We start from the raw sequence: 26,517 nt of genomic DNA, 5'->3' as shown, positions 1-26,517 counted from the left end.
GCTTATCAGCCATGGCCCAATTTACCTAAACGCAACCCTAAAGAGCCACCAATGAAAGAACTACCCATTTGAGCCATATGGCATTGGCTACCTCGCTTAGGACAGCAGCCAATCATCAATGATTAATCAAAGAATAATCTGTTGCGATTAATCAAAGTATGATCTATGATTATTCATGCGTGACTAATCATAGATTATTCACAGATGAATCTCATTTGATTATTCATTGATTATCTAGGTACCCAGCACCATGATTATCCTTTTCGGCTCCCACAAAGGGGGTGTAGGCAAGACCACTCTCATTGCCAATCTCGCGGTAATGCTCCAAAAAAAAACAGCCTCTGTTGCCATAGTGAGGGCTGATAAAAATCAGGACCTGGAGGTATGGACGAGATTTCGCGCAGAAAAAGACGTTCCCGATATCCCGGTCATGACGTGCTATGGCGACATAAGCAAAGACATTCGGAAGCTAGAGACTGTCACTGATGTGGTTTTTGTAGACACTGCGGGCCATGACAGCATGGAGCTGCGTAGTGCACTTACCGTAGCTGACATATTTCTCACACCCGTCAAACCATCCTCACTGCTTGAAATCGCTACGCTTGATGGCTTGTCTTCCATCGTCCGAGAAGCACAGAAAAAAAATTCCAGTGTGCAAGGCTTCACCCTCTTCAACCGATGCCCAACATCATCATTCAACACTGATGCTAAAGACCTCGCTGAGTACCTTAAAACCAATCCTGAGATGCTACCCCCATTACGCTCATGTGTTTCTGATTTGAGGCCTTACGAGAAGGCCATAAACCAAGGGTTGGGCGTTCATGAGGTACGGGCAAAAAACGCCTCCAAGGCGAAGGGCCAGCTCGAGCTGCTGTTCACCGAGATACAAACCAAGCTTGATTAATCATTGAATAGCTTATATGATTAATCAAAGATAAATCATAAATGATTAATCATTAACTGGCGGACTTCGGTGGTTCAATATGGATTTGAGTAAAATCAAAAAACACAACAATTCAACAGCAACGACTGAATCGAAGTCCGTTGCTGAATTCATTGTGAAGGGCGATGCGCGGCCCAATCAAAAACAAAAATCCACGATGGTAGGATTCCGGTTTGATGAAAACACCCTGAATGGCTTGAACAAATTAACAACAGAAACAGGGAAGACGCGCATTACAATCATACGAGCATCTTTGCTCGCCTTTGAATCACTATCCGACAGCGAAAAAGCGCGCTTCTTAATACAGGTAATGACGTAGATTTTATGTGACACCGTAATAGATGCCGGGGCATGGCGGGAACCATCCCCAGCGTGGAACACAACGCATCCTTAGAGGGAAATATTATGTCCGAGCGAGACTATAACACAGTCCGTAACCTACCCCTATGCCAGCTTTCAGACCCGAAGTATCTGTACTTGCTGCGAGAGTTCGCCGGTCACATGGCCCCGCCATGCGTGGCAGAAGCGCTGATGAAGTGGCTTAGCAGCCTTTAGAGGACAGACCATGGATAAGCGAAAGGACAACACGAAAATGACTAAGCGAACCCAGATTTGGAGTAGTGGTGGTGGAACCCAAAGCAGTGCGATTGCTGCGCTCATTTGCCAAGGAGAGCTGAGCCCAGACCTTTCGATCATCGTCGATACCGAACGCGAGATGAGCACCACCTGGGATTACATGGATCGTTGGGTGTTGCCAGCCTTGCAAGCGGCAGGGATTCAGTTGCATAGGGTTGCCAAGAGCCGCTACGCAACGGTTGACCTGATGCGCAATGAAGACCTTCTGATTCCCGCCTTCACCACAGAAAGCGGGTCTATAGGCAAGCTCCCCACCTATTGCAGTAATGAGTGGAAACAGCGAGTAATGCGGCGCTGGGCATCTGAACAAGGCGTCCTCAAGGCCGATGTGTGGATCGGTTTCACGATTGATGAGATGCGTCGTGTCACCCAGCCAGTGGGTAAGTGGCAGAACCACTACCCGCTGATTGAGCGGCGCATGACGCGCGGCGACTGCATAGCACTTGTTAAGCGCATGGGCTGGCCCGAGCCACCTCGTTCTGCCTGCTGGATGTGCCCCAACATGAACAAGCATGATCGCCAGTGGCAGAAAAAGAATGCCCCCGCTGACTTCGCAAAGGCCGTCCAGTTCGACAAAGACATTCGCCTGATTGACGAAGACCTTTGGCTGGTGGATACCGCGCAGCCTCTAGATGAGGCTGATTTCTCCTCCGGAGACGACCTCTTTACAGGTAGGTGTGACTCAGGCATGTGTTTTGTCTAAAGTCCCCGCCTTTGACCGCCGCAGCAAGGGATACCAGAAAGCCAAACAACTCGATTTGTTTTCGACGGAGTAAGCACGATGGACGTACCGACCGCAGCGAATGCCACGCATCAATTGATCTGCCAGCACGTTTGCCGGTGGACGAAGACCTACGTAATGCCGTGCCATGTCATCAAGACGATGCCAGACGGTCGGTATAAATTGTTGGTGTTCGGAGATAGACACTGGAAAGGACAGGACCATCTGAGTCGCATCCGCTATGTTACAGCTAGCCGGGTCAGGCTGAAACCTGAAAGCTAACTGTTTTCGTAGATTCATTTACGGCACCAAAGATGAACCCAGCCTGTCAGGCTGGGTCTTGTGAAACTCGTTGCGTATCAAGTAATTATGAGGTAAAAAATCGCTGGACCTCAATAAAACAAAGGATGAACCTATGAAAGCAATTTACGCCCTTGCGGCCTGCATGGTGTTTTCAGCGGCGGCTATCGCCAGTGAGCCATCACCCGTAACAGTAGGCCACCTGCAAGCAGTTCCAGGCCAAACGCCGTCGATTTCATACATTACAGGTACAGCGACCAACACCAAGGATCAAGCACTAGGGAACGTTTTCGTACATTTCAATTTGTACGACGCCAATAACGCTCTGGTAGGGAACGCCATTGCCACTGCCAGTAATCTGGCACCCAAAGATACATGGAAATTCAGCGCCGGTGTGACCGTCCCGTATGACCACTTCGTTTTGGTCAAGGTTGACACTTACTGAACACCGCTCAGAATTTCAACCTAGGCCCGAGTTTAATCTTGGGCCGCAACACCTGTTCCTTCACCTCAGTGAATTGGAGTTTCTCTTTCATCTGCTTTTTCTGACGCTCAGGGGTATGAAGGTTAATTTTTTTGTCTGCTTTTTCTAACTTTTCTGCCATTGTGACTGTTCTATCCGGCCCTTCAATACTGGTATTTTCAATTTTCCATTCGTTGCGCTTGACTGTCTTGTAGCCCTGGACTTCGCCATTTTTATCATACGATGGTACCTCAACGGCTACAGCGCCTTCCTTTTTAAGCTTGATGACATGACCCACCTCGACTTTCTCCCGTTCGATTTCCTCAAGCAGCGTCTTACCCCATACGGTCACCTCTTTTTTTCCATTTAGGGTCTTGTAGGTGATGTAGTTCGAACGTTTGTTTTTTTTGTCGAACTGATAACTGGCTGATCCAAACTCAACCACTTCGTACAGGTTACGTGTCCGCTCAGGACCATGTTTAAGGTGGTCTTTCAACGCAAAATCACGCTTATGGGTTGCTTTCACATTGTAGCCAAGCCCTTGCAACTTTAGGCTCATGGTGGTGCGCAATTGCCGCAGGTCTTGTTTCTTGATGTCCATCCGTTGACCGTTTTTGTCCGATATTTTCAAAACCACATGGACATGTGGTTTTTCCGTATTGTCGTGGTACGCCATGACAAACGCATTGTCAGGGTATTTTTCTTTAAGTGTTTCCCTCACTGTATCAAACAGTTCCTCACGCGACACCTTTTCTGAGGGTGGCGGCGAGAACACAATATTATGTGTTTGCTTTATAAGCTTGTCCGCGTCTTCATTTGCCTTTGCAGTAGGAGCAATGGTTCCTGAGTGAATCATGTTGTCCTTCAATTCGGAAAGCCCTTCCGATCCATTCCATTCATTACCTTCATCGTCATAGAGACTGAGTTCCCCATCATGAGACATGTAGTCTATGGCGTTTTTAATACCGCTAGCGGTGGAAGCTGAGCCAGTGATTTTTACCATCATTTCCTTACTGGGTAATTGCCGAATAGCTCCGGTTGACTTGCCATTATTCTTTTTGTGTTGGTTGACTTTGAATGCAAACGCGCTCTTTGACGCCTTATCGGCACGCGCCCTTTTGACTCGCCATTCTTTTTCGACATGCACGCCCATAACTAGCCCTTCATGCCCTTACGGTTAAAGCTCCAGCGATCTACAGAGACCTCCTGCAACTCATCTATTTTCTTAATCGCCATGGCCATATAGCTGTTCAATGTTTCAATTTCTTTAAGAAACGCCGTGTCGTTCATGTCTAGCTTTTTCGATTGGAACATCATATGGCGAATGTTACGACCGACCGCATCAATAGCCGCCCTGAGTCCTCTTATTTTCTTGATTTCATCAGGCAATAATTTCGACGAAGCCGACAGCGATGAAACAATCCTGAACCGGCATTCCCTGGACATGGACCAGTCATTCAACTGTGCATGATAGGCAATCGCTTCCTTTTCTTCCGTTGATAACGAAAATCTAAGCCGTTCGCTATTTTCACTTAAATTGAATTCTTCGACGCTGTCTTCTTCTGCAATTCTTAGCACAAACAGCTTCGCCAACGCACTGATCGTTGTACCGCTCTTTGATATTTTAGCGACTGCCCGCTCATGCGCTTCCGAACTGATTCTAAAGCACACCTTTTTTTCAGTTTTTGCACTCATTCAAGAGCCTCCGGCAGCGGGGAGACAGCCCAAATTGAGTCACGCAGAGGCGTCAATTTGGGCCACTCTCCCTATCCTGCATCCGATCTTAAAATTTGCGTATTTCCATCACACTATCTTTAACGCACGGAGAGCTGAAAAGCAAGCTGGACAGGGGCTTAGCCGTGAACACGGCGTGTAGCCAACGGCCTATTCTGGTGAAAAGCCTCATGCCTAACGCCCTGCGCTGCGCTTCGGTTGTTCAATCCACATCACCAGCCGAAACGAGTTTCGGCGGCGCTGAGGATTCCGATGAAAAGGCATGGGAGTACCTTGAATGCGAGCCGGTCATAAGCGACCATCACCTATGAACTCAATTAATCACGAGAACGTAGCCATGAAACTGAAAACGCCAGAAGCGGACGATAAGAGCGAAATGGCAGGCCGCATGTACGAGGCTTGCGATCTACAAATGGCCATTGAAAATGGTCATCTTCAAACGGTTGAGGAAATTTTGGCTTGGGTTAAAGAAGCCTCAACTGGTCTGCAAGCACTAATGGAATTGCCTGTGTGGGTTGTTACAGAGAATGCGTGCATCGATATCAAAGCATCCATCGAACATAACCGGAACGCTGGCCTGAACATGAACCAAAAATTGTAATGCAGCCCTGGCGATGGGAGAATGAAACACGCTGGTATGAGGTCGAACTCACCCAAGACCTGTTTGGTGACTGGCTGATCGTTCGTCGCTGGGGCGGCTTACACTCAAGGCATCACGGAAAAAAGACCGAGAGGGTTTTCGACCAGCATGCAGGCCTTGCAATGGTCGAAACAATTGACGCCGAGCGTAAAGCCAGAAAGCCTCCCTACTTACGCATGTGATAGACGGCCAAGATGCTCAGAGCAATCACCAATGTTGCTCCGGTGTATCTCAAGACTTCCCGGCTACCCTTTGGCAGGTAAAAAAATGCCGCCATGTAGCCTAGCCCCAACATCACCAGTGCTGCCAACGGCGCGTAATCAATCATCTGTTCCATAGGTAGTGCCTCTATCAGTTATCTATCCCTTTCTGACCGCCGCCTGGGTTCAGGGCATGAAAATATATGGCCACTGGCTATCCACCCTAAGTCGGTGCGCTGTTCCATTAAACCCCGCCCCCAATTGCGCCCTGAATTCAAAATATCAATGAGATGGTTTCAATCCAATATAAAAGAAAATCATAGTGAATTCCCTTTAAACGCCCATCTGCAAAGTCTAGGCCTATTTTGCCAACGAACGCGTCTATTTCGGCTTCAACATTCGAAATCGTCACTGAGTTCATATCCTCATCCAACTCATCGAGCATTGACTCAAAAATAGCGACTTCTACGGCCATATCCAAAAAATGACGCGCCCCTGCCGCCAAGGGTCCTCTAACCTCGCCGCCCGGTGACAAGCTGACAGCCCAATTACAATCGAATGTAAAACAGCTTGACTCTAATGTTTTGACCAGCTCGGTGTGAAGGGTTTGGTCAATGGTTTTTTCTGCCAAAAGCTCCATCAAAAATTCATTTATCGCGCTGGTCATCAATGTTCTAAACTCGCCACGAATACGCGAACAAACATCAACAATTTCATATAGGTCATTTATCAACTCATCATGAGTCATCATGCGATATCTCCTAAAGCTCGTTGCCCGCTAACCTAGTGTTCGATCAAAGCGGCATCGCCAAATGAACACTGATAGCATTTTCAATGGCTAACATATCAATCTTGGACAGTTTACCTAACCGGTTTTTTAGACGCTTCTTGTCCGCTGCCATTATCTGGTCGGCCATCGCTTTACTGCTTTGCCCTTCAAGCGTTACGAGCGCTTCACCGGGATACGTTCTCTCGGTACTGCTGGTTAACGGTACAACAACGACCCGTGCCAAATGGCGGTTCGCTGAATCGTTGCTCACGATCACTGCTGGCCGTGTTTTTTTAATCTCACTGCCAACAGAAGGGTCGAATTCAACCCACCAGACTTCACCGCGAAGCATCGCGCATATCCTCGGACAGGGCATTGCACCAGTTGATTGCAGCGTTTTCGCGTGCCGTGTCTGCCGCCATAGCTTGATAGCCAAGATCGAGGGACTTACCCACAACGTGGGGTCTCAGTAAGTCCTCAATGAATTGGCTCATCTTGCGTTTACCGACCGTTCTGTACAGCCCATCGTAAACATCTTCATCCAGCGTAATTGTCATTCGCTTGTGCATGGCTACAACCTCTTTATGCGTTATGCGTATAACGTACTATTCTCAGTGCGATCTCGAAAATAAGCAAGCCTCCACGATCCCGCCTAAGGCGCGATCAGTGGTCAGGCCACCCCTGTGTGAGGATTTTTTGAGTTTTCGCCTTCTTGGCGCGCTCACTAGCTTCTAGCGCTCTTGCTTTGGCTCTGCCCTGAGTGCGAAAGCATCCGCTTTGGATTTTCTCCGCCGAAAGGGGTCCCCGCTTGCGGGGTTGAGGCGGGTGAGTGCGCAGCACGAATGCTCTGGCCGTTGCTTGTGATTTTGCTTCGAGGGCCAAAAAAGTTATCCACAGAGGCGAGGGGTCGCACGCGCGTCTTTTTTCTATATCTGTTTTCTATATCTGTTTTCTAAAAAGCTTCTAGGTCAAAGTGCCACTAAAGCTGAAAGCCTTATTTCTAGAGGCGTACAGCCATGTGTATCCCGCGCTCTTCTACCTGCTATCNCCGTACCCTTAATAAGGCAGTAGTGTTGAAATGTTGAAATGTTGAAATGTTTGATGTACATTATGAACTGCTGAGAAAGGAAATGACTGTGGATGAAGATTTGCTTGGAAAGCCTAGAGGCCGCAAGCACAACCAATTAGACGCCTTTCGTGAGGAGGTTTTGAGATTGCGAGAAGCCGGATATTCGTTTGAGCAGATTGCTAACTGGCTAGCTGATAAGAAAAAGATAACGGTTACGTCGATGACGGTCAGTAGATTTGTTCGAAAGAATCAATAATTTCAGCCCCTCACCGACAAAAGTTCAGGGCTGAAATACCAACACAGCGCTATGAGGAAATGTCTATGTTAGCACCGGAGAGTATAGCGGTTGCATCGTTTGTTTCAAAGGGGGTGCCCCGTGGCTAATACCCTGGAGAAAAGGATAAAGGCCATCCATATGCATGGCGGGCAGCCTCGAGTAAGCGAAGGAGGTGAACGCACGTTAGATGGCATCGTGCATGAGCCTACTGCATTGAGCGCAAAGAGTTTGTCGCCAGTGGCATCAGTCTTACCGCCAGTAGCCGAAGGCCAGCGCGCCATGGCAAACGCCATTTTGCGCGGCTCGCTGTTTGGAGTATTGAGCAAAAAAAAATCCAATGGCCAACAAGAAGTACGAAAGTATGAAAAGAAAGTAGTCAAGGCCACCGTGAGAGGTCTTACCTTGATGGTTACTGGCGAGCAGCGAGACCAAACTGACCTCGACGTATTTTTAGAGTGTCTCCACCGACATAAAGGTTTGGCTCTTGGCTCGTTGATTAAGTTTAAAGGCGGAAATTTTCTAAGTGCCATTGGTCGTAGTCAAGGGAGTAGTGATTATAAGTGGTTGGATGGGGTACTGCATCGCCTAGCAACCACCTCAATCGAGTTGAGTGATGGGCGTCGATATTTTCAAGGGCCGCTGATTGCGAAAACCTATCGTGATGAGGATACGCACGAATACATAATCGTTTTCGATCCTGATATTGGCGTATTCTTTGTAGATGGAACTTGGACTGGGCTTTTGGTCGAGGAGCGCAGAGCGCTTAGAGGTAAACAGCTTGCTTTATGGCTGCATGGTACTTACAGCACTCAAGATGCACCCTTTGCCTATAAGGTCGAAACACTTAAAGAGATTTGTGGTAGTGAAACAGGTGAGCTTTTCAAATTTCGGCAGACTTTAAAGAAAGCGCTGTCTGACCTTAGCGTAGTTACAGGCTGGACCTGCTGGATTGATGAGAAAACAGATCTAGTGCATGTGGTGAAAACCAAGGCGGTGCGTCATGAGTAATGTCGTGAAATTCCCGGGCCAGGAAGACGACCCCGTCCCCGATAGCGTGGTGAGTTTTCCTGATGCCAAACAGCGGAAGGTCTGCACGCCAGTTCGACGTGGCAAAGGCAACCCTCGAAAAAACCGGTCGTTCGGGACGTTGTGTTGGTCGGTGGTAAAGGTATTGTTCAAAGCGGTCCGATATGCCGCTGCCTTTGTGCTTTTTATGGCGGTCGCTGTGCCATTGGGTGTGCTGCACAGCTTCAAAGGGTTGATCACATTTTTCGGCGTCGTCACCTCTGCCATTTTGTATTGGCATGATGGCCTGACCTATGTGCATACCACGAAGGTGGGTGCCCCGACCGTCTACACGTTTGTAACGTGCATGGTGCTGGTGGTGCTTGCACATTCTGGCAAGGCGCTGGCTGAGTGGTTATCTGAAAAACGTATAGCCTTTCGGCTCTTCGGCCTCTAGGGCGACTAATCCACTCGACAAAAGCACTCAACATAAGAGATGGATGCGGATGCGGATGCGGAGCGGATGCAGGATAGGGAAATTGGCCCAAATTGACGCCACTGCGTGGCTCAATTTGGGCTGTCTCCCCGCTGCCGGAGGCTCTTGTAGGGTGTGTGCGTAAAAAATATTGTGGTACGTGAGGGCTTACGGAATGGCTGTCTATGAAGAAAAATATATAACTGGCTTGCTTGAAGTTTTTCCGGAGCTATCGAAGGGGGAGGCCGGTGTGTTGATGATGTATTCACTGGGGTGTGAGGCGCGGAAAATCGCTACTGAATTGAATGTAGCAACCAGCACAGTTAATACAAATTTGAAGCGCATGAAGGAGAAATTTGAAATTGATCGAGTGGCAGATTTGAGGATTATTTATGCGAATCGGCTTAACCTATTGATTTTATTAAAAACACGTTTCCCCAATTTTGGGGACATACAACCTATTTCCCCTGTGTCCTAATGGATACCAGCGAGGCACAGCCCGCTAACTAAATTCACTGGGATGAGGAAATGGCATGTTGAATGAGTTCAAAACCGAAGACGGAAAGGCCAAGTGGCGCTCGGCAGAGGTGCGCGTCATGCTCGATGCCGATGTGCATTACCACGTGGCCAAGGAAGCCTTTGAGCGCAATATCCCGAAGCGCAAGGTGATCCAGGAAGTACTGCTGAAAAATTACGGCATCGACTATGCGCCGATGATTGGCGGCGAGTGAGAGGCTTCCCATGAAGAGTGCTGACGTGGAAAAAGATGCCGGAATCGCCGTGCTCTTGGATCGTTCACAGGTCAGGCAAATCGTAAAGCGCGACACGTCCGACCTTACCCGGCTCTCCCCGGCGCAAGCGAAGGCATTCGGCGATGCCGTCATGGCTAATTTCACGACAACTATCCAGCTCAAAGAGGGCTCATGCAGGGGTGGTTGCTCTGACACCGAAACCCATTAAGAGAGATAGGCTATCCAGATTTGGCTGTGTTTGCCCACAACTAAATCCGCTTTCTGGAAAATGAACGATGACAAATGAAATCGTGAAAACTGAAAAATCACCTGCACCACGAAGAGGTCGGAAACGTATGGACGCGAGCAATGAGGTACGGGCGGTTTTAAGGTTGCCAAGCATCGAAGACCGTCAGTACGACAGTGCGACGGTTGCCCTACAAGCGCCTGACGTAAAGGCCGCGCTTTTCGATTGCGAGGGAGCGCAGGCACGGCGAGACAGCATTAGCCGCAAGCTATGTAGCGGATCTACTGCTGTGACGGTGCACGATCTGGAACGTTGGGAGAAAGCATTTTCCGAGGCCAAGAAAGTCTTGATGCAGATTGCGCCCATTTTGGAACGGCACCCGATTTTTGCTTCTGTGGTTGCCCACAGCTAAATCCGGATACCCCTTTAACAAAGGACCGAGCCAATGACTGATAAAACCGATCAGCTGCCGCCCCTCCCGCAGTGCTTACGAACCGAGTTCCACGTTGGCAGTGATAAGGGTGCTTCGAACCCTTGGCCACAAGGCGGCGCACTTGACGTAGCTTGCCCGGCCTGCCAGCACACGGTTACTACCCAAATCACCGTAGTGCGGCAGATGGATGTGCCGTGCAGGTCAGAGACGTGCGACAGGTGCAGTCAGGATTTTGAAGTATACGCCGATGGCCGAGTAGCGTTGATTGAGTATGAACGGCCTAAAAATCGACGTAACTTACTGTTCAAGGCCATGCAAGCCGGGGCCGAAATTGTTTTTGACCCGTTCGGCTCCGAAACCGCGCCCTTCACTACTGATGTGGAAATGCTTTTGGGAGGGGTGCCCATCGTGATTTATGCGGATGGCACTGAGCAATTTTTGGATGATTCGGAAGAGCCGTGGCTCGCTTACTCGCCATGCCTGGAAGCCGATGCGCTAGAGGCGTTCTGCAAGGAGAACATCGAGAAGTATGAGGCTTTCAATGCTGAGCATGGTAGCGACAAGCTCATGACCCAGCGTGTGCCTATGACTCCATTTTGGAAGTGAAACTGAACAATGATCGCGACATCGCCGTCGCCGTAATGCAAGGAGAGTGGGGAATGATCTATTTAGCCTGGGTAATCGTTTGCTTTTATAGGGGACTTGCCTTTTCGATAGCGGGCATGGCGCTGGCTTTCCTACTATCGGCTGATCCAGCCACAGCAACGTTTTCTGAGTTTTTGACGTTTTTTCAGGACAAGGCAGTGCACTGGCTTATTTTTTTGATGGCAGGGTTTATTGGCGTAGGTTTGCTTGTGTTCAGGATGGGGAGAGCTTCGGCCTCAGATTCACAGCACATAGGGGCAGAGCAACAACCATGATCGAGCTTATCCCTTTGCTATTGTCCTGTGCGGCTACGGTGCACCCGGATACGGTGAGGGACGTGGCAAAGGTGGAAAGCAGCATGAACCCCTATGCCATCGGCGTCGTGGGCAGTAACGGGTTGATGCCGAATACCAAAGAGGACGCATTGCTCAAGATTAATCAGCTTGAGCGTGAAGGGAGAAACTATTCGGTGGGGTTGATGCAGATTAATCGGTCCAATTTTTTAAAATATGGCGTAACGCCTGAAAGGTTGCTCGATCCCTGTACGAATCTGTCCGTATTCGAAAAGGTCATGACCGATTGCTATGTCCGTGGAAAGACCTTGCCACGCGCTTTGAGTTGTTACTACTCGGGTAATTTTGAGGCAGGTGCCAGAGAAGAAAAGGCATTCTCGGATTCCAGCTATGTTCAGCGGATTGGGTATGACGCCGAAAATAGATACGTGGTGCCCAGCACAAAAGCAGATAAAGAAAAATTTGCATTGGGTCAAAGACACGATTCTGACCGCGCCAAGAACAGCACGAAGTCGGCGCGGGTGAGGATTGTGTATCCGGAGGGTGTGTTGAAAAGCACATTGATTGTTGATGATAAACCTACCAAAATTTTGCGAGGTGTTGACTGATGGAAATGAAAAATATCAAACGCTTGATTAAGCGGTGCTTGCCTGCTGGGGGGCTGGTCGCCTCTGTACCTGCCATGGCCGATGGCTTTACCAAGGCGAGTACGTTACTCGATAAAGTATCAGCGGGGCTGCTGGGATTGTCGCTTGTGACCGTCACCATTGCCGTGCTCTGGGTGGGCTACAAGGTCCTGTTTGCAGGCAACACCTTGCGCGAGTGTGCGCCCATCATTATTGGCGCCATCATCATTGCATCAGCTTCGGAAGTGGCACGGATGATGGTCGGTTAATGGCAGAGAAGCCAAGGTGACGAAATGAGTCATTTTTACAAAGCACTGAGGCGACCTGCGCTGTATTGCGGGGTTCCTGTCGGCCTGTTTTTCGTGGTTGTTGCCTTTTTGTTTTTGCTTGGGATGTACACGACCAAGATTTTTTGGTTGATGATACCCATTGCCGTCTATGCGCTTGGTGTGCCGACGAAAAAGGATGAGTTTTACTACAACCTGTTGTACCTGAAATTAAGGTCGCGATTTAACAAGCATACGGCAGGTCGTTTGAAACTTCCGACCATGGACAGCCTCTCCGGAGAATTTTTCAAAACCCCGGCCATCTTGGCAAACCAATACGATGCCGTGGACGTACAGGAGTTTATGACCCAAATGAAACTGAACGAAAGAACCCCGTTTGAGAACATCATTCCCTATTCGTCACCTGTGTCGGACCATATCGTAAAAACCAAAGACGGCGACTTGGTCGCCACGTGGCAGGTGCTGGGCACTGCATTCGAGTTCGAGTCGGATGACTCACTGGCCAGAACAACGGAAACCGTCAACACGCTGATCAAGTCGTTTGCGGGCTACCCGGTGACATTCTATGTGCATAATGCCCGTGAGAGCTTCTATGACGGCTTTACAAGCGATTCGGGCAATGCGTTTGCCGACACGGTGAGCCGCTTGTACTACGAAGGGATCGAAAAGGACACGTTCAAGGCCAACACGCTCTATCTGACGATGGCCTATAAGCCCTTCGGAAAACTTGACCGGGCAGACAACAAGCGTCTGGATTTGGCACAGAAAAGACAGGTGTTGGATAACTCGATTGCAGAAATGGAGGAATTCAGGGGGCGTCTGGGTTCGGCATTGAGCCGTTACACGGCCTACCCGCTGGGCTGCTTTGAGGAAAATGGCGTGGTTTACTCCAGTCAGGTGTCGTTTTACAACTTCCTGATCAGTGGCGTACGGCAGAAAATACGCACGACGAAAACGCCGCTGTACGAGGTGCTGGGCAGCAAGGACGTGTTTTTTGGCCCTGAGACGGGGCAAATGAGTAGTCACCAGCACACACGATTTTTTCGCTCGCTGGAGATTAAAGACTTCTCGAGTCGTGGTATCGTGAATGGCATTTTAAACGTACTGCTGTATGCCGATGTTGAATACGTGATGACGCAATCGTTCACGCTGATGTCGAAGGCTGAGGCTCTGAAACACATATCAGCGGTGGCCAAGAAGCTGAAAAGTGTGGACGACGACGCGCTGTCACAGCAGGCAGAACTCGTCCATGCCAAAGATGATGTCACTTCTGGCGTTGTGTCCTTCGGCAAGTATCACTTTACGTTGTTTGTGTACGCCGATTCGGTTGAGAAACTGGTGCGCGATACCAACAAGCTGATCACCGGGTTTACCGACATTGGCCTGATCATGACGCTTTCCAGCGCCTCACTGATCCCGGCGTTCTGTGCACAGCTTCCGGGTATCTACCACCTGCGTCCGCGCCTTGCGCCGATCAGCAGTGCCAATTTTGCGGAGCTGGCCTCGTTCCACAATTTCTACACCGGTAAACGCAATAAAACCCCCTGGGGAGAGGCGATTGCCATCCTCAAGACCCCGAGCAAACAGGCGTATTACCTGAACGCGCATAACGTTGATTTCTTCGCGGACGATTTCGACGAGAAAACACTGGCAAACTTGCTGGTGCTGGGCACCGCCGGTGTGGGTAAAACCATGACACTGAGCTTTGTCTTGAACATGCTGCAAAAGTACGCAAAACCCGAGAGTTTTTCGCCCAGTGCCAAGACCAAAAAGCTCACGACCGTATTTTTCGACAAGGACCGTGGTGCAGAAATCAATATTCGGGCATTGGGGGGAGAGTACTACGCCGTTAAGACAGGCGAACCTACAGGCTGGAACCCGTTTTACCTGCCTAAGAACAAGCGCAATCTGGCCATGGTCAAATCGCTGATCAAGCTGCTGGTGACACGTAACAGTGAAACCATCACCAGCCTCGACGAAAAGACGATCAGCGAAAGCGTGAACGCGGTGTTTGACATGGAGCCCATCGAGAACCGCCAGTACGGGATCACCCGGATGCTGGAGCATATGAGCGAAGCAGCCACAGAGGCGGTCAGGAACAACGGCCTGGTGGCTCGTCTGAGTCTTTGGGCGCAGGGTGGTCCGTTTGGCTGGGTGTTCGACAATGCCGTGGACACGTTTAACCCGGACATCAGCTCGACCTTTGGTATCGACGGTACGGAGTTTTTGGACGACAACGACACCTGTACGCCGATTTCCTTTTACCTGCTGTATCGGGTAACACAGTTACTCGATGGGCGGCGAATGGTGATTTTTCTCGATGAGTTCTGGAAATGGCTCGGTGACGTAGCCTTCAAAGACTTTGTCTACAACAAGCTCAAGACCATTCGTAAGCTCAACGGGTTTGTAGTACCCGCTACGCAATCGCCGGACGAGGTGATTAAAAGCGACATTGCGCGAGCGGTCATCGAGGTGTGCAGCACTGCTTTTTACCTGGCTAACCCTAATGCCGTATACGCCGATTATGTGGATGAGCTGGGGGTGACGCCAGAAGCGTACTGGATTATCAAAAAGCTAGACCCCGGTTCGCGCCAGATGGTCGTGAGAAAAAGCAGCCTCAAAGAAGGCGATAACACGGATTTTTATGCGCTGGTGACGTTGGACCTCTCAGGTCTGGGCGTCTACACAAAAGTGTTGAGTTCCAGTGCGCCCAACCTTGAGATATTCGACAGCCTGTTTAAAGACGGTATGAAGCCTGATGAGTGGCTTGATGCTTACCTGAAACTCGCGATTTGAGTGATTGGATCATGAAAAACATTATCGCGTTGTGCGCTGTATTGTTCACAAGCTCTGCTTTTGCCGTGATAGGCATCCCCGTTGCCGACAACCCAGCGGCGGCCAAGCGGGCGGTCGAATGGGCGCAGTTGTTGAAACAGTGGGGAGAGACGGTCAAACAGTATAAAAGCGAACTGACCGCGTACAAGGATCAGTTGGCGACTGCCACTGGCGTTCGTCACATTGGTGAGTTTCTGGAAGAGGCCAAAGCACTGAAAAACGAGGGTGTAACCGTTTATAACGACGTTAAGGATGCTAAAGACGCCTTAATCTCTGTTGGCGGCCTGCTGCAAGGTGAATATGCGGCGCTGGCAAACAAGTACGGGCTGATGGACTCCTGCAAGGGGCTGAGCGTGCAAATGATTGACTCTTGCCAAGGGGCGATTGCCAGTAAATTGAACCTGATCGAGCGAGCCGAGAGCGTGAGTGATTCATTTTCAAGAAAGGTAAGCTCCATACAAAAGCTTGCCGACCGGGCGCAGAATGCCAAGGATTCTAAAGAGTCGCAGGACTTGGCCAACGCCGTGAACCTCAAGGCCGTTGAACTTAATGCCCTTCAATTAGAGTGGAGCATGGCGACAGAACAGGCTAAAGCGGCTAATATTGTATGGGAGGAAAAAAGAAAGGCCGCGTATGAAAAGCAACAATCAAATGCGCTTATTCCTACATTCAATTGAAAAAGGGTAAAGCATGAAAAAGGTAATGGTGGTGTATTGTGTACTGGGCGTCGTGTTTCTTTCTGGATGTTCCGAAGAGGTGAAAACACCAAAATGGTTTTTGGATCATCCCAAAGAATTAGCCGAAGTATATGCCGATTGCGAAAAGTCTGGCTCAGCAAGTGAGAATTGCGAAAGCTCAAGAAGGGCGCATGCCTCATCAGAGGCTTCTAAGGCCTTAAAAGGCCTTCTACAGAAAAAATAATCCATTATGGCGTAGTGCCGCGATCTAGCGGCGCGGCATTTTAAAATAAAGGTACATGCCATGTCGGGCGACGGATTTTTTGTAAGGTTTAATTCAGAAATAATGGATGCTATCAAGGTGGCTGGTCAAGCCACCTCAAATGTATACGTACAAGCCGTTGCTGTTTTTATTTCCGGCGCGATTACATTTTACGTGTTGTGGATGGGATATCAGACGCTTGCGGGGAAAATACAAACCCCTCTACAAGATGTGGTGTGGAATCTAGCTAAGATTGGAATTATTTTGGCTTTTATCGAAAATACCAATGGCTATCTCACGGCCACACTAGATGCCATGCAAGGTTTGAAAGACGGATTATCAGGAAATCAGGCAGGCGGCGTATGGGCTAAATTGGATAGTATTTGGTCGCAAACTCAAGCATTAGCGTCTGCGATTAAGAACCTAGATACCTCAAAGTATGTAAAAATTGATGGGGGGGTTGGTGCTTTGCTTGTTTGGATCGGCTCCATTACGTTGATGTTGGTCGCCGGGTTCGTTTTTTTTGCTGCTGATGTAACAATGCTACTTTTGGGTATGACAGCACCATTGTTTATATTTTGTCTTATGTTTGGTTTTTTGAGGACTATGTTTAATAACTGGCTGCAATTAATATTTTCAAGCATTTTGACGGTTATGTTTGCTTCGCTGGTGATTAATATAGGTGTTAATTTCATGGTAAAAATCTTAACTCAGGTTACTGCTCAAGCAACTGAGTCAAATTTAATAACTATGGGCGCTTTAGCTTGTGTTGCTGGGTTGTTAACCGGTGGGATGGTGTTGTTGTCCGCTAAATTCGCAATGCAAATTGCCGGGGTCGGCATGGAAGGGGCGGTGCAGGGTATGGCTGCTATGGGGTTGGGAGCTGCCGGGTGGGGTGCTTCTAAGACGCTAGGTGAGGGCATGAAGTTCGGCAAAGGAGTAGGCAAGGGAATCGCGCAAGGCGGCGATGCCAAAACAAAAGGAGGGTCCGAGTGGGCGGGTAAGCAATTGGGCAGGGCCGATGATTTTGCAGCTGGAGCCTACAAATATGGAGGTGAGGGTTATAAAGCATTGCAGAAAATGTCCAAGCAGGCAGTTGAAAACATGAAAGCGAGGAACAACAACCCATGAGAGTATTTTTAATGATTGTGTGTTTTTCATGTGCTGTCGGTTGCACACAAAAACAACAGCTTCCCGCTGACGTGACCGGTGACCTTGTGCCCATCAACAAAAGCCAGGTGATTGATTATGAGCGTTAAACAGGACTTATTGGAAACCGCCAAGACATTTGAAAGCCAGCTTTCGCTCGAAAATGAGCAGTCCAAGAAAACCGCTTGGCAAGTGGCATGGACGGCCATTCTAGTGGCAGTCTTGAGCGTCGGCGCTCTGTACGTGGCATTGCTGTTGAATAAAACTGTGGTGGTGCCGGTGGTGATCGATAAATCCACTGGGCGGTCGGAGACGTATAACAGCGTGGTCGTGAACAACATCAGCCAGGAAGCCGCTCAGGACAAATATTTTGCTTCGCTCTACGTCACATTGCGTGAGCGATACAATTATTATTCCTCGCAAACCGATTACGACATGGTGCCGCTGTACAGCTCTGAAGCCGTGACAGCGGACTACATTGAGTATTTTGCCGGTCCGAACGCCCCTGACAAGGTTTATCAGGATGCAGCCAATGTGGTGACCATCGACATTATTTCCAATCCGGTGGTGGAGGCCAATTTCCCGGACAAGGTCGCCACCATCCGTTTTGCCAAGCACATTAAAAACCTGAGAAGCGGAATGATCACCACGGAATACTACACCGCACGGGTGACGTTTCGCATGGTGCCGCCTAAAGTCATGACTGAGGAAGTCAGAACCACCAATCCGCTAGGGTTTACAGTGGTCGAGTATCGGGTCGAGAAGGAAATGCGAGGTGGGCAATGAAACATGTCTGTTTATTGGCGTTATTGATTTTCCCTGCTTTAAGTCACGCCGCCTCGATTCCGCAATCCAGTGCATACGATTTTCGTATGCAGAAGGTAGCCTATAACCCAGCCAATATTACGGTGGTGTATACCCGGTTGGGGTTTGTGAGTACGGTTATTTTTGGCGATGATGAAGTGGTTGTCGGGGTTCCAAAAACGGGATTTGACCCAGGATGGTCGATCACGGCTGACGGGAACAAAATTTCGATCAGTCCGCGGCCTGTGATACAGGAACAGGACGTTGAAGGTGAAAACGGTGAAGTGACCAAAGTCAAAAAAGTGTTTTCGCCCGTTTCTTCTGATTGGCGTACCAATCTGTTCGTATCCACCAACAAAAAAAACTACAGCCTTGAATTGATGCTGTTGGAAGAAGGCAGCAAGCGTGAACCGTCTTTGGTGGTGAACTACACCTACCCTGACGATGCACGCTTGAAAGCCGACCAAGAAGAGCGGGCACGTGAAAAAGCGTTTCAGGCTGCGCAAGAAAAGAAAGTGATTGCGCAAAAGCTCGAAAACGGCCAAGCGCCGCGAAATTGGGATTATTTTATGCGCGCCGGGAAGGACAGCCAGAACATCACGCCTGATTTTGCCTATGACGATGGAGTGATGACTTATATCGGGTTTGCACCAGGCAAGATATTTCCGAGTGCCTTTTTGTACCTGAACGGCAAAGAGCAGGTGGTTAATTTTTCCGTTTACCAAAAAGGTAATTACAAAGTCATGGTCATTCATGACCTGAAAAAAGACTTTGTGTTGCGTCATGGTGAACAGGTGATAGGCGTGGTCAATCAGTCGTTTGGCAAGGTGATGACGCCCTACAAAAGTACCAGCTCTACCGAGGTCGAGCGCGTCGAGGTGAACAATGGCCAATAACAGCGTTACGGACGGTGAAGCCGAACAAGCGAACGAAACAGTCAGTGTTGTCCAGGGATCGCCGGAGCCGGAAATCAACACACACAAGCGCACCCACCGTTTGCCCATGATTTATAAGCTGCTGGGTGGCTGCGTCGTGCTGATCTTGCTGGGCTATTTCGGGTTCAAGCTCTACGGACTGTATAAGGACGAAACGGCGGATGAGCCTGTTGCCAAGGCCCCCGAAAGCAGCGTGACCTCTGCAAAGCGTCGTGCAGACCTGGGCCAGAACACGCAGTTTTTTGAGAAAGAAGTGGTCGCGACTACGGCTGACGGCAAGACGGCAGAGGGGATGACGGCTGGCAAGGGTGGTACGGCCCAAACACCGGCAGCACCGTTGCACTTTCAGAAGTACCTGTCTATTGCTGCGCACGACGGTAGCAGCTCCACAAGCTTGCCTACGGACAGCGCGTCGAGTAGCGTGCCTACGCAGACAAGTGAAGTGCCAAGCACTGACAAGGGCGCTCATGCAGACTCAGGTGCCGACGCCGTGAAAAGCATGAAGGTCGAGTCCATCGCCATGGACCCTAACCTGTACATCGAGGAAAATACGTACATCCCTTGCTCCTTGCTATATCGGTTTGTCTCTGACGTGGCCGGTCGTATTTCATGCATCATTTCCGAGGACGTTTACAGCGCGAACGGCAAGGTCAAGCTGATTGAAAAGGGCACCAAGGCTTTTGGTTGGTACAAAACCGGAACGCTGAATCAGGGGCAGGCACACATGGCGGTCCTCTTTTCGGAGCTGCGGACCCGAGACTTTAAAAAGGTTTCGCTGATTGATACGCAGGCAACCGGCCAACTGGGTGAATCCGGTATTAGCGGCTGGGTTGATGAACACTTTTGGGATCGCTTCAAAGGCGCGTTGATGCTGGCATTGGTGCAAACATCAGGTGATGTCGTTTCGAATAACGGCCTGAAAAAAGATCAAAATACCGATTACACCGCCAATTCGCGGGAAGCCATTGCCGAGATGTCGAACACTGCGTTAGAAAACTCGATCAACATTCCCCCGACGATCTACAAGAATCAAGGCGATATCATTGGCATCATGGTCGGCCGAGATATCGATTTTTCTGGCGTTTACACGGTGAGGCTTAAAAAATGAACACGGCAGTAACGGTTAATAGCGATAGCGCAGTGACTAATCGCTCTCTGGATTTTTACAAAAAGGGTATGTTTGGTGATTATCTGGGTATAACTGGCCTGACGGAAATTGCAGTGAATCGCCCTGGCGGTGCTTTTCTAAAAATACATGGCGAATGGAGCTTTGTAGAAAACCCCAAAATTACCCTGGCGGCGTGTGAGCGGTTTGGCAAGACGTTAGCTAAATACAATGATGACGATATCAGCGATACCAAGCCTGTGCTTTCAGCCACGCTGGAGTCTGGCGAACGGGTCCAGGCAGTGTGTTACCCAGCCTGCGAAAGGGGCACATACTCGATTACGATTAGGGTGCCCACTGATCAGCAGATACCGCATCAGAAATACATTGATGGCGGGTTCTACAGCCAGATTGCACTGGAGAAAAAGGAAAGCGTGGATGAGCAACGTTTGCGCAATCTGTACAAACACAAGCGCATTGATGAATTCATGGAGCTGGCTGTGAAAATGGGTAAAACCATCGTGTTTGCGGGTGCGACAGGATCCGGAAAAACCACGTACATGAAAACGTTGATGGCCTTTGTTCCAGGCTACGTTCGCATCATCACGATCGAAGACACACCGGAGATTAAATTCTGGACACATAAAAATTACGTGCACCTGTTCTACCCCTCAGAGGCCAGCAACAAACCGGGGGCCATTGTGACCTCGGCGAGCCTGTTGAAGTCGTGTTTTCGCATGAATCCAGACCGTATTTTTCTGGCCGAAGTGCGTGGCGGTGAAACATGGGACTTTTACAAGGTGGTCAGTTCCGGTCATGGGGGCAGTATGACGTCCATTCACTCAGGTTCAGTGGAGGAAGCCATTGATGGCTTGATTGAACGCTGCTACCAAAATACAGAATGTCAAATGCTACCCTATGCAGTGCTGAGACGAAAAATTCTGAACAGCACTGACATTATCTGTCATGTGGACGTGTCGGGTGACGTACGGAGAATGGGTGAGATTTATTTCAAGGCGTTCGATCAAGAACGCTACCTGGCTGCATAACAGCAGCTGAACGAGGAGAATAGACATGATGGATGCTATCAGGCACCCGACTAACCCGGCGATTCTTGTTCACCCGACTAAGCCGTGGATTTTTGTTCGGCCCCTAGAAGAATCCGACAGTGCGGCAGATGAACGATTTCCATCGGCTGAGAGGTGGGTTTTTAGTATTTGCCGCGAGGAAGGGAGGAGAGTCTTTTTCTCGGTGGAAGAGGCGATGCAGGCAGCAGAAAAGGAATTTTTCAGAAGAACCGAAAACGAAATTCGAGACTTCTTACACAGCGAGGTCTACGCATTAAAGCAGCGCTTGGCGTGTCAGATCGTCCCAGTGGCAGCGCCCGAACATGATGATGCGTTGGGTGATTGGATGGTAGAGGGGGTCTTTGAGACGAATGAACCGTATTCTGGACCGTTAAGCGGGCTAGGGTTAAGTCTGACCTGTTTCGCTGAGTTCGAAGGCGCTCCTTTAGGCTATCGCTTCGATGCCTTGCCAGGTTATCGACCGTTGATGGATGAAGCGTATGAAGCGCTGGCCCATCTCAAAGCAGTGCAGCCTTTGAGCGAGGTGTGTCAACCCTGGACGCGATGGATCATCAATGCCTTAAAAAGGGACTACGATATCGTAACGCTGGAAAGCGCCAATGATTCGTGGCTGGAACTCGCTTTTGGCGACCACATTGGGGAAGCCATACACATCGAGCAATCCTGTTGTGCAGATAGCATGGAGGTGAGCCGCTTGGATATGAATGGCAACAACTCATATCTAGAGCATGTTGAAATGTGGATCGAAGACATTTCAAATCAAGCGCGGTTGGCGATCAAGGGACAGATCACCGCTTGCCTTCATCCGTACCGGTTCAAGGGAGACGAGTATCTGGCCTTTGATTTGGACGGCGCAGAGGGAAGTTTTTCACTTACCTTCATGGCGGGTCAACCTTATGAATTGAACGACATCACCCCCTGGGTACCCGATATGTCTGAGGCGCTAGCCATGGCGGCGGCAGTTGCTTTACGCCTCGACGCATTGGTCAAGTTCAGTCCTGGCTTGAGGGTAGATCGCCATGAAACGCTTTAATAAAACGCAGACCCTTTTCCTTTTGCTGGTGTGCCTGGGCCTTAGCACCTTGATTGCGAGCGTTGTGGTCTATTGGCTAAACGGTGTGCCGCCGCTGAAAATCGTTTCGCTGTGGCAATATGGAAAACTGTGGGAAGCCATATTTTCAAGCACGTCTAACACCGAAATAAGGGTCAGTGCATTCGCAGCCTTGGGCATCGGCTTTGTGGCCTCTTTGACATTGCCTGTGCTTGCGCTGATAAAGCTCAACGGAACTCCCAAGCAAACGCTGCACGGTGATGCGCGCTTCGCCACTGAGCGCGATATCCGTCAGTCAAAGTCAGTCACCTGGGGGGATGACAACGGAAAGGGCATTGTGATCGGTAAGTACAAAGGTAAGCTGCTGCGTTATGTCCAGCCTGACTTTGTATCCCTCGGTGCAGGGAGTCGCTCTGGCAAGGGGGCCGCCGTGGTGATCGCTAACCTGATGCTGTGGTTGGGTTCTGCAATCATCCTGGATTTAAAACAGGGTGCTACAACTCACCAGCCGCTATCGGCAAAAGGTGTTGGGAAACAAGATTTTTCTGTTTAACCCGTTTGATGAGAAGTCGCACGGCATGAACCCATTGGTGTACGTAGACCTGAGCCACAGCAAGGGGCTGTCGGATTTACTCGGCATCGCCGAAATCTTCTACAACACCGACAGTACAACGGGCGCTGAAAAGCACTTCAACACCGCTGCTCAAAGTCTGTTTGTGGCTTATGTCTCGGCGCTTTGGTATTTATTGACCTACCAGCCGGGTCAATTGCGGACTTTTAACATCAAGCCTCTGTTCTCTATAGGGACGGCACTGGATGTTTACTATCAAGTGACCGTGGATGACATTATTGAGGCTCTGTCGGAAGCACTTGTGGACGCACCCTCGCCTACGACCTGTCCTGAATCCATCGTGCATGTCGTCCAGGGCGCGCACGACAAGCTAAAAAGCTTTTCCCTGCTGGGCGATGATGTGAAAGGCAGTGTGACGGGAACGTTTGAGAAAGAGTTGCGCCTTTTCACCTTGCCTAATGTCAGAAAGGCGACAGACAAAAACGACTTTGACTTTAGGCAGTTGCGCCGCGAAAAAATGACGGTGTATTTAGGCGTCTTGCCGGAGGATGTGAAAATCGCTCCCGTTATCCTCAATCTATTCTTCAACTGCGCACTCAAAGTAAACCTGAGTGAAAATCCTGATTTTGATCCATCCCTCAAATTGAACGCTTTGTTTCTGATGGATGAATTCCCTTCCATTGGGCGAATCAGCTACGTTAAGGACGCGGCGGGCTACATTGCAGGCTACAAACTGCAACTGTTAACAATCTTTCAGGACTTGTCACAACTGAACGATATTTATGGTCTGAACGGTACGAAAACGCTGATTGCCAACCATTCATGCAAGATCAATTTCTCGTTGAGTGAACAGGAACACGCGGAAAAGATATCCAATGAGTTGGGTTTTACGTCACCCAAATGGAAGTCTACCAGCAAAACCATAGGTGGAAAAACACAGCGCGGTGAGTCAGAAAAAGACGAGAAGCGCCCCCTCATGTTAGCGCAGGAGCTTAAATTGCTGCCTGTGGACGATGAAGTCATTTTGCTCAAAGGAGAACACCCGATTTATTGTAAAAAGGCTTACTACTTCAACGATGATTTTTTTATGGACAAACTGATTGCACTTTCCCCCACGCTGCAAGCTGTTAAAGCGACATTAGGTCAAGGCGAATTTCCGACAAAGGATGACTTGGCATTGACCTTATCCCGGCATGAACTAGAAGCGCATGTTAACTTTTGAGGAACACCCCATGAAAAAAATAGCGTTTTGCTTTTTATCCGTGGCCGGTTGGATGGCGGGAGGATGTTCTTCACCCCCTCAACCCGTCGCCGTTGATTTTGATCAGAAGCCAGAAGTGGTTAATACCGGCCTGCCGCGCCTGGTGGTAACCCATGAAGTGATCAAGTCTGCACAGGCTAATGGCCCCTGGAGCTTGACGTTAGCCGACTTCCAGGGCGATCAGCGCTCATACGACACGGCGTTCTATTACGCACTGGCTCACGCGGACCTGATCGAGCTGGACACCCACAACCTGGCGGATGCTGCACGCACCCAGCAATGGCTGCTACAGCACGGGGCTACAGCACCGATCAGGGTCAACCATAAGGCAACGCCTGTGCAGCCAGTCAGCCGAACGTGGAAGCACGAAACCACCAGTTCCAGTCTCACGTACCGGGCAACAACGCTCTGTGTTGGCTGTGAAAACGTCTCTATCACGCTTCATAAAAACGGCGAGGTGCAAAAATGAACTTTAAAACCCTTCATTCCGGAGAAGGCTACAGCACACCGACACGGAGAAATCTAATGCTCAATGCACTCGTGCTGTATGAACGCATGTATGAAGTTCAACGCATGTTGCCACAGCCCTTGTTTGAGCGCTTTACGATGACGGACCGTGAGTTTTGTGAGGCTATTCAGCAGATTGCACGCCTGCTGGATACGTCCAATACCGAGCTTATGTCTGAGCGAGTAACCCTAACGGAAATCAACGAAATATTGCGGGGCAGCCTGTATCAGGTTTTAACCCTACCACCTCATGAGGGGCTGAAAAATGAATACCTTCAATAGGACACAGAGAATCGCTTTTGCGGGTCTGCTCCTTTGGCTTGGCGTAATCGCTTACGCACATGCCGGTGAGACGGACGCTTGCACCGTCACGCTGTGCATGTACGGCAAGTTGACAGGCAATAGTGGTGGTGCGGATTGCCAATCCGCCGAGAAGAAGTTTTTCAGCATCGAAGTCAAGAAACGCGGCAAGTTCAGACCGCAACCAACGTTTGATGCTCGGAAAGCATTTTTAGGACGCTGTGAAGGTTCCGATCCGGCCTACTCTGATATGATACTGGACACATTCGGTAAGGTCCGGGGCTAGTCCATTGAACAAACAAGCGTACTTGTTGAAGTTTCGACGTTGTAGCAAACAAGAAACCCTCGACTTTATGGTCGAGCGGCTGCTTAAAAAAGTGACCGCTGATGAGGCGCTGTCCGTGTTGGCGGCTGCTGACCATCGCGGCGTCGAAATAGCAACCGGTCGCTCCTTTGATAAAATTCCGCCCTATTTGTGGCGACAAATCGAATGAATATATAGGTTGAATCATGAAACTGTATATCGCTGAAAAACCCGCTCTTGCCCTGGACATCGCAAACGCCTTGACAGACGGAAAGCCTTCAAAAAAGAACGGTTACTTTGAGTGCGGAGAAGATAAAGTCACGTGGTGCATTGGCCACTTGCTTAAATCTGTCGATCCGGAGGCTTACAATCCCAGCTATAAGCAGTGGAAACAAGACGACTTGCCGTTGAATCTGTTTCCCTTGCAGTATGAAGTCATCCCCGACAAAGCAGATCACACGCGCAACGTCATTAATCTAATCAAGGAGGCGGATGAAATTGTGCATGGCGGCGACCCCGACGATGAAGGGCAACTGCTGGTAGACGAGCTGATTCTTTTTGCGGGGTACACCAAAACGGTAAAACGGGTATTAATCAGTGACAACACCCCTAATGCGGTCAAAAAGTCCTTAGCCAATCTGAAAGACAATAGCGACTTTTTTGGCATCTATCAGAAGACCTATGCCCGTACTGCCGGTGATTTGTTGTACGGCCTGAGTATGTCACGTGCTTATACCATCGCAGCCCAAGCCAAAGGCTATCAGGGCGTGTTGAGCGTTGGCCGGGTGCAAACGCCTATCCTGGGACTGATTGTCCGACGCTGGCTCGCGAATCAGGCGCATACGTCCTCATTTTTCTACACCCTGGACGGCACGTTCACGGTGGGCGGCAACACCTTCACGGCGCGTCTCAAACCCTCAGAGGACCTATTGAAGGATGAAAAAGGCCGAGTGATTGATAAGGCCGCTATTGACCGGGTAGGTGATCGCTGCAAGGGACAAGCGGCCACCGTGCGTGATTGTGCCGTCAAGGAAAAACAAACCACACCTCCGCTGCCGTTTAACTTGATTAAGCTGCAACAGCACATGAACAAGCGATTTGGTCTGACCGCTGCTCAAACGCTTGAGATCACGCAAGCGCTGCGCGAAAAGTACAAGGCGATCACCTACAACCG

38 protein-coding genes are annotated in these 26,517 nt (G+C 49.6%); 32 read left to right on the top strand and 6 right to left on the bottom strand.

Annotated elements, in window-relative coordinates:
- The first annotated feature begins 250 nt into the window (after positions 1-250).
- From ABJ99_RS18810 to ABJ99_RS18790, 4 genes are all read left to right on the top strand, one after another.
- A complete protein-coding gene (locus ABJ99_RS18810) occupies positions 251-904 on the top strand; it encodes a division plane positioning ATPase MipZ (protein ID WP_054087116.1) in 654 nt (217 codons plus the stop codon).
- Positions 905-983: 79 nt separating this feature from the next.
- Complete coding sequence (locus ABJ99_RS18805; RefSeq protein ID WP_005759582.1) at positions 984-1,262, top strand: hypothetical protein; 279 nt, start codon at positions 984-986, stop codon at positions 1,260-1,262.
- 246 nt (positions 1,263-1,508) lie between these two features.
- The gene (locus ABJ99_RS18795; protein WP_054087114.1) at positions 1,509-2,282 is read left to right on the top strand and encodes a hypothetical protein; all 774 of its coding nucleotides are present in this window, start codon (positions 1,509-1,511) and stop codon (positions 2,280-2,282) included.
- A 433-nt stretch (positions 2,283-2,715) separates the two neighbouring features.
- On the top strand, positions 2,716-3,045 hold the full coding sequence (locus ABJ99_RS18790; RefSeq protein ID WP_005759580.1) for an FxLYD domain-containing protein: 330 nt from the start codon (positions 2,716-2,718) through the stop codon (positions 3,043-3,045).
- Positions 3,046-3,052: 7 nt separating this feature from the next.
- Here the strand turns inward: ABJ99_RS18790 and mobP1 are convergent, their stop codons facing one another.
- Both mobP1 and ddp1 read right to left on the bottom strand, forming a co-directional pair.
- On the bottom strand, positions 3,053-4,216 hold the full coding sequence (gene mobP1, locus ABJ99_RS18785; protein ID WP_054087113.1) for a MobP1 family relaxase: 1,164 nt from the start codon (positions 4,214-4,216) through the stop codon (positions 3,053-3,055).
- A 2-nt stretch (positions 4,217-4,218) separates the two neighbouring features.
- A complete protein-coding gene (ddp1, locus tag ABJ99_RS18780) occupies positions 4,219-4,758 on the bottom strand; it encodes a DNA distortion polypeptide 1 (RefSeq protein WP_005759578.1) in 540 nt (179 codons plus the stop codon).
- A 376-nt stretch (positions 4,759-5,134) separates the two neighbouring features.
- Here ddp1 and ABJ99_RS18775 point away from each other — a divergent pair, with 376 nt between their 5' ends.
- Positions 5,135-5,398, top strand: a complete 264-nt coding sequence (locus tag ABJ99_RS18775; RefSeq protein WP_020313373.1) for a hypothetical protein — start codon at positions 5,135-5,137, stop codon at positions 5,396-5,398.
- A gap of 205 nt (positions 5,399-5,603) precedes the next feature.
- Here ABJ99_RS18775 and ABJ99_RS28370 read toward each other — a convergent pair whose 3' ends face one another.
- From ABJ99_RS28370 to ABJ99_RS18755, 4 genes are all read right to left on the bottom strand, one after another.
- Positions 5,604-5,774: a hypothetical protein gene (locus tag ABJ99_RS28370; protein ID WP_154864458.1), complete on the bottom strand. Its 171-nt coding sequence runs from the start codon at positions 5,772-5,774 to the stop codon at positions 5,604-5,606.
- Between the two features lie 137 nt (positions 5,775-5,911).
- Positions 5,912-6,388: a hypothetical protein gene (locus ABJ99_RS18765; protein ID WP_054087111.1), complete on the bottom strand. Its 477-nt coding sequence runs from the start codon at positions 6,386-6,388 to the stop codon at positions 5,912-5,914.
- Between the two features lie 43 nt (positions 6,389-6,431).
- Positions 6,432-6,758, bottom strand: a complete 327-nt coding sequence (locus ABJ99_RS18760) for a type II toxin-antitoxin system PemK/MazF family toxin (RefSeq protein WP_054087110.1) — start codon at positions 6,756-6,758, stop codon at positions 6,432-6,434.
- Positions 6,745-6,975: an addiction module antitoxin gene (locus tag ABJ99_RS18755; RefSeq protein WP_054087109.1), complete on the bottom strand. Its 231-nt coding sequence runs from the start codon at positions 6,973-6,975 to the stop codon at positions 6,745-6,747. Before ABJ99_RS18755 ends, ABJ99_RS18760 begins: the two co-directional genes overlap by 14 nt.
- Positions 6,976-7,542: 567 nt before the next feature.
- Between ABJ99_RS18755 and ABJ99_RS18750 the strand changes: the two genes are divergently transcribed.
- From ABJ99_RS18750 to ABJ99_RS18635, 27 genes are all read left to right on the top strand, one after another.
- Positions 7,543-7,731 carry a hypothetical protein gene (locus tag ABJ99_RS18750; RefSeq protein ID WP_154864456.1) on the top strand — a complete coding sequence of 63 codons (189 nt, stop codon included), beginning with the start codon at positions 7,543-7,545 and terminating at the stop codon, positions 7,729-7,731.
- 120 nt (positions 7,732-7,851) lie between these two features.
- Positions 7,852-8,760 carry a plasmid replication initiator TrfA gene (gene trfA, locus ABJ99_RS18745; RefSeq protein WP_230081060.1) on the top strand — a complete coding sequence of 303 codons (909 nt, stop codon included), beginning with the start codon at positions 7,852-7,854 and terminating at the stop codon, positions 8,758-8,760.
- Positions 8,753-9,214, top strand: a complete 462-nt coding sequence (locus tag ABJ99_RS18740) for a hypothetical protein (RefSeq protein WP_054087106.1) — start codon at positions 8,753-8,755, stop codon at positions 9,212-9,214. Before trfA ends, ABJ99_RS18740 begins: the two co-directional genes overlap by 8 nt.
- Positions 9,215-9,407: 193 nt before the next feature.
- Entirely contained in the window at positions 9,408-9,710 is a 303-nt protein-coding gene (locus tag ABJ99_RS18735; protein WP_054087105.1) for a helix-turn-helix transcriptional regulator, read from the top strand.
- A gap of 55 nt (positions 9,711-9,765) precedes the next feature.
- A complete protein-coding gene (locus ABJ99_RS18730; RefSeq protein ID WP_054087104.1) occupies positions 9,766-9,963 on the top strand; it encodes a hypothetical protein in 198 nt (65 codons plus the stop codon).
- A gap of 10 nt (positions 9,964-9,973) precedes the next feature.
- Positions 9,974-10,192 (top strand): hypothetical protein, encoded by a 219-nt coding sequence (locus ABJ99_RS18725; protein WP_230081059.1) that lies wholly within the window; start codon positions 9,974-9,976, stop codon positions 10,190-10,192.
- 67 nt (positions 10,193-10,259) lie between these two features.
- Entirely contained in the window at positions 10,260-10,622 is a 363-nt protein-coding gene (locus tag ABJ99_RS18720; RefSeq protein WP_223216178.1) for a hypothetical protein, read from the top strand.
- Between the two features lie 33 nt (positions 10,623-10,655).
- Positions 10,656-11,249 carry a hypothetical protein gene (locus tag ABJ99_RS29290; RefSeq protein ID WP_230081058.1) on the top strand — a complete coding sequence of 198 codons (594 nt, stop codon included), beginning with the start codon at positions 10,656-10,658 and terminating at the stop codon, positions 11,247-11,249.
- Positions 11,246-11,563: a hypothetical protein gene (locus tag ABJ99_RS18710; protein WP_230081063.1), complete on the top strand. Its 318-nt coding sequence runs from the start codon at positions 11,246-11,248 to the stop codon at positions 11,561-11,563. The genes ABJ99_RS29290 and ABJ99_RS18710 overlap by 4 nt, the downstream gene beginning before the upstream one ends.
- Complete coding sequence (locus ABJ99_RS18705; RefSeq protein ID WP_054087101.1) at positions 11,560-12,189, top strand: lytic transglycosylase domain-containing protein; 630 nt, start codon at positions 11,560-11,562, stop codon at positions 12,187-12,189. Before ABJ99_RS18710 ends, ABJ99_RS18705 begins: the two co-directional genes overlap by 4 nt.
- Positions 12,189-12,476, top strand: a complete 288-nt coding sequence (locus ABJ99_RS18700; protein ID WP_054087100.1) for a TrbC/VirB2 family protein — start codon at positions 12,189-12,191, stop codon at positions 12,474-12,476. The genes ABJ99_RS18705 and ABJ99_RS18700 overlap by 1 nt, the downstream gene beginning before the upstream one ends.
- 24 nt (positions 12,477-12,500) lie before the next feature.
- Complete coding sequence (locus tag ABJ99_RS18695; protein WP_054087099.1) at positions 12,501-15,290, top strand: VirB4 family type IV secretion/conjugal transfer ATPase; 2,790 nt, start codon at positions 12,501-12,503, stop codon at positions 15,288-15,290.
- A gap of 11 nt (positions 15,291-15,301) precedes the next feature.
- Positions 15,302-16,006 (top strand): type IV secretion system protein, encoded by a 705-nt coding sequence (locus ABJ99_RS18690; RefSeq protein ID WP_230081057.1) that lies wholly within the window; start codon positions 15,302-15,304, stop codon positions 16,004-16,006.
- Between the two features lie 13 nt (positions 16,007-16,019).
- The gene (locus tag ABJ99_RS27445) at positions 16,020-16,250 is read left to right on the top strand and encodes an EexN family lipoprotein (protein WP_080378214.1); all 231 of its coding nucleotides are present in this window, start codon (positions 16,020-16,022) and stop codon (positions 16,248-16,250) included.
- Positions 16,251-16,310: 60 nt separating this feature from the next.
- Positions 16,311-17,399 carry a TrbL/VirB6 family protein gene (locus ABJ99_RS18685; protein WP_054087097.1) on the top strand — a complete coding sequence of 363 codons (1,089 nt, stop codon included), beginning with the start codon at positions 16,311-16,313 and terminating at the stop codon, positions 17,397-17,399.
- Positions 17,400-17,516: 117 nt separating this feature from the next.
- Positions 17,517-18,203 carry a VirB8 family type IV secretion system protein gene (locus tag ABJ99_RS18680; protein ID WP_054087096.1) on the top strand — a complete coding sequence of 229 codons (687 nt, stop codon included), beginning with the start codon at positions 17,517-17,519 and terminating at the stop codon, positions 18,201-18,203.
- On the top strand, positions 18,200-19,117 hold the full coding sequence (locus tag ABJ99_RS18675; protein WP_230081056.1) for a TrbG/VirB9 family P-type conjugative transfer protein: 918 nt from the start codon (positions 18,200-18,202) through the stop codon (positions 19,115-19,117). Before ABJ99_RS18680 ends, ABJ99_RS18675 begins: the two co-directional genes overlap by 4 nt.
- On the top strand, positions 19,107-20,264 hold the full coding sequence (gene virB10, locus ABJ99_RS18670; RefSeq protein WP_054087095.1) for a VirB10/TraB/TrbI family type IV secretion system protein: 1,158 nt from the start codon (positions 19,107-19,109) through the stop codon (positions 20,262-20,264). Before ABJ99_RS18675 ends, virB10 begins: the two co-directional genes overlap by 11 nt.
- The gene (gene virB11, locus ABJ99_RS18665) at positions 20,261-21,310 is read left to right on the top strand and encodes a P-type DNA transfer ATPase VirB11 (RefSeq protein ID WP_054087094.1); all 1,050 of its coding nucleotides are present in this window, start codon (positions 20,261-20,263) and stop codon (positions 21,308-21,310) included. Before virB10 ends, virB11 begins: the two co-directional genes overlap by 4 nt.
- Before the next feature lie 25 nt (positions 21,311-21,335).
- Positions 21,336-22,382, top strand: a complete 1,047-nt coding sequence (locus ABJ99_RS18660) for a hypothetical protein (protein ID WP_230081055.1) — start codon at positions 21,336-21,338, stop codon at positions 22,380-22,382.
- Positions 22,369-22,953: a type IV secretory system conjugative DNA transfer family protein gene (locus ABJ99_RS29520; protein WP_268243741.1), complete on the top strand. Its 585-nt coding sequence runs from the start codon at positions 22,369-22,371 to the stop codon at positions 22,951-22,953. The genes ABJ99_RS18660 and ABJ99_RS29520 overlap by 14 nt, the downstream gene beginning before the upstream one ends.
- On the top strand, positions 22,892-24,193 hold the full coding sequence (locus tag ABJ99_RS18655) for a type IV secretory system conjugative DNA transfer family protein (RefSeq protein WP_268243740.1): 1,302 nt from the start codon (positions 22,892-22,894) through the stop codon (positions 24,191-24,193). Before ABJ99_RS29520 ends, ABJ99_RS18655 begins: the two co-directional genes overlap by 62 nt.
- 10 nt (positions 24,194-24,203) lie before the next feature.
- Positions 24,204-24,701 (top strand): cag pathogenicity island Cag12 family protein, encoded by a 498-nt coding sequence (locus tag ABJ99_RS18650; protein ID WP_223216147.1) that lies wholly within the window; start codon positions 24,204-24,206, stop codon positions 24,699-24,701.
- Positions 24,698-25,021, top strand: a complete 324-nt coding sequence (locus ABJ99_RS18645; protein WP_223216146.1) for a hypothetical protein — start codon at positions 24,698-24,700, stop codon at positions 25,019-25,021. Before ABJ99_RS18650 ends, ABJ99_RS18645 begins: the two co-directional genes overlap by 4 nt.
- Entirely contained in the window at positions 25,005-25,325 is a 321-nt protein-coding gene (locus ABJ99_RS18640) for a TrbM/KikA/MpfK family conjugal transfer protein (RefSeq protein ID WP_020313367.1), read from the top strand. Before ABJ99_RS18645 ends, ABJ99_RS18640 begins: the two co-directional genes overlap by 17 nt.
- 4 nt (positions 25,326-25,329) lie before the next feature.
- Complete coding sequence (locus ABJ99_RS27440) at positions 25,330-25,533, top strand: Hha/YmoA family nucleoid-associated regulatory protein (RefSeq protein ID WP_069707231.1); 204 nt, start codon at positions 25,330-25,332, stop codon at positions 25,531-25,533.
- Positions 25,534-25,549: 16 nt separating this feature from the next.
- A partial coding sequence (locus tag ABJ99_RS18635; RefSeq protein WP_230081054.1) for a DNA topoisomerase occupies positions 25,550-26,517 on the top strand: 968 nt, incomplete at its 3' end.

It is taken from the genome of Pseudomonas syringae pv. cilantro, assembly GCF_001293775.1.
GTDB classification, from domain to species: Bacteria; Pseudomonadota; Gammaproteobacteria; order Pseudomonadales; family Pseudomonadaceae; genus Aquipseudomonas; species Aquipseudomonas syringae_P.
The sequence above is the reverse complement of the archived record's forward strand: the minus strand, read 5'-3'. Positions and strand labels throughout refer to the sequence as shown.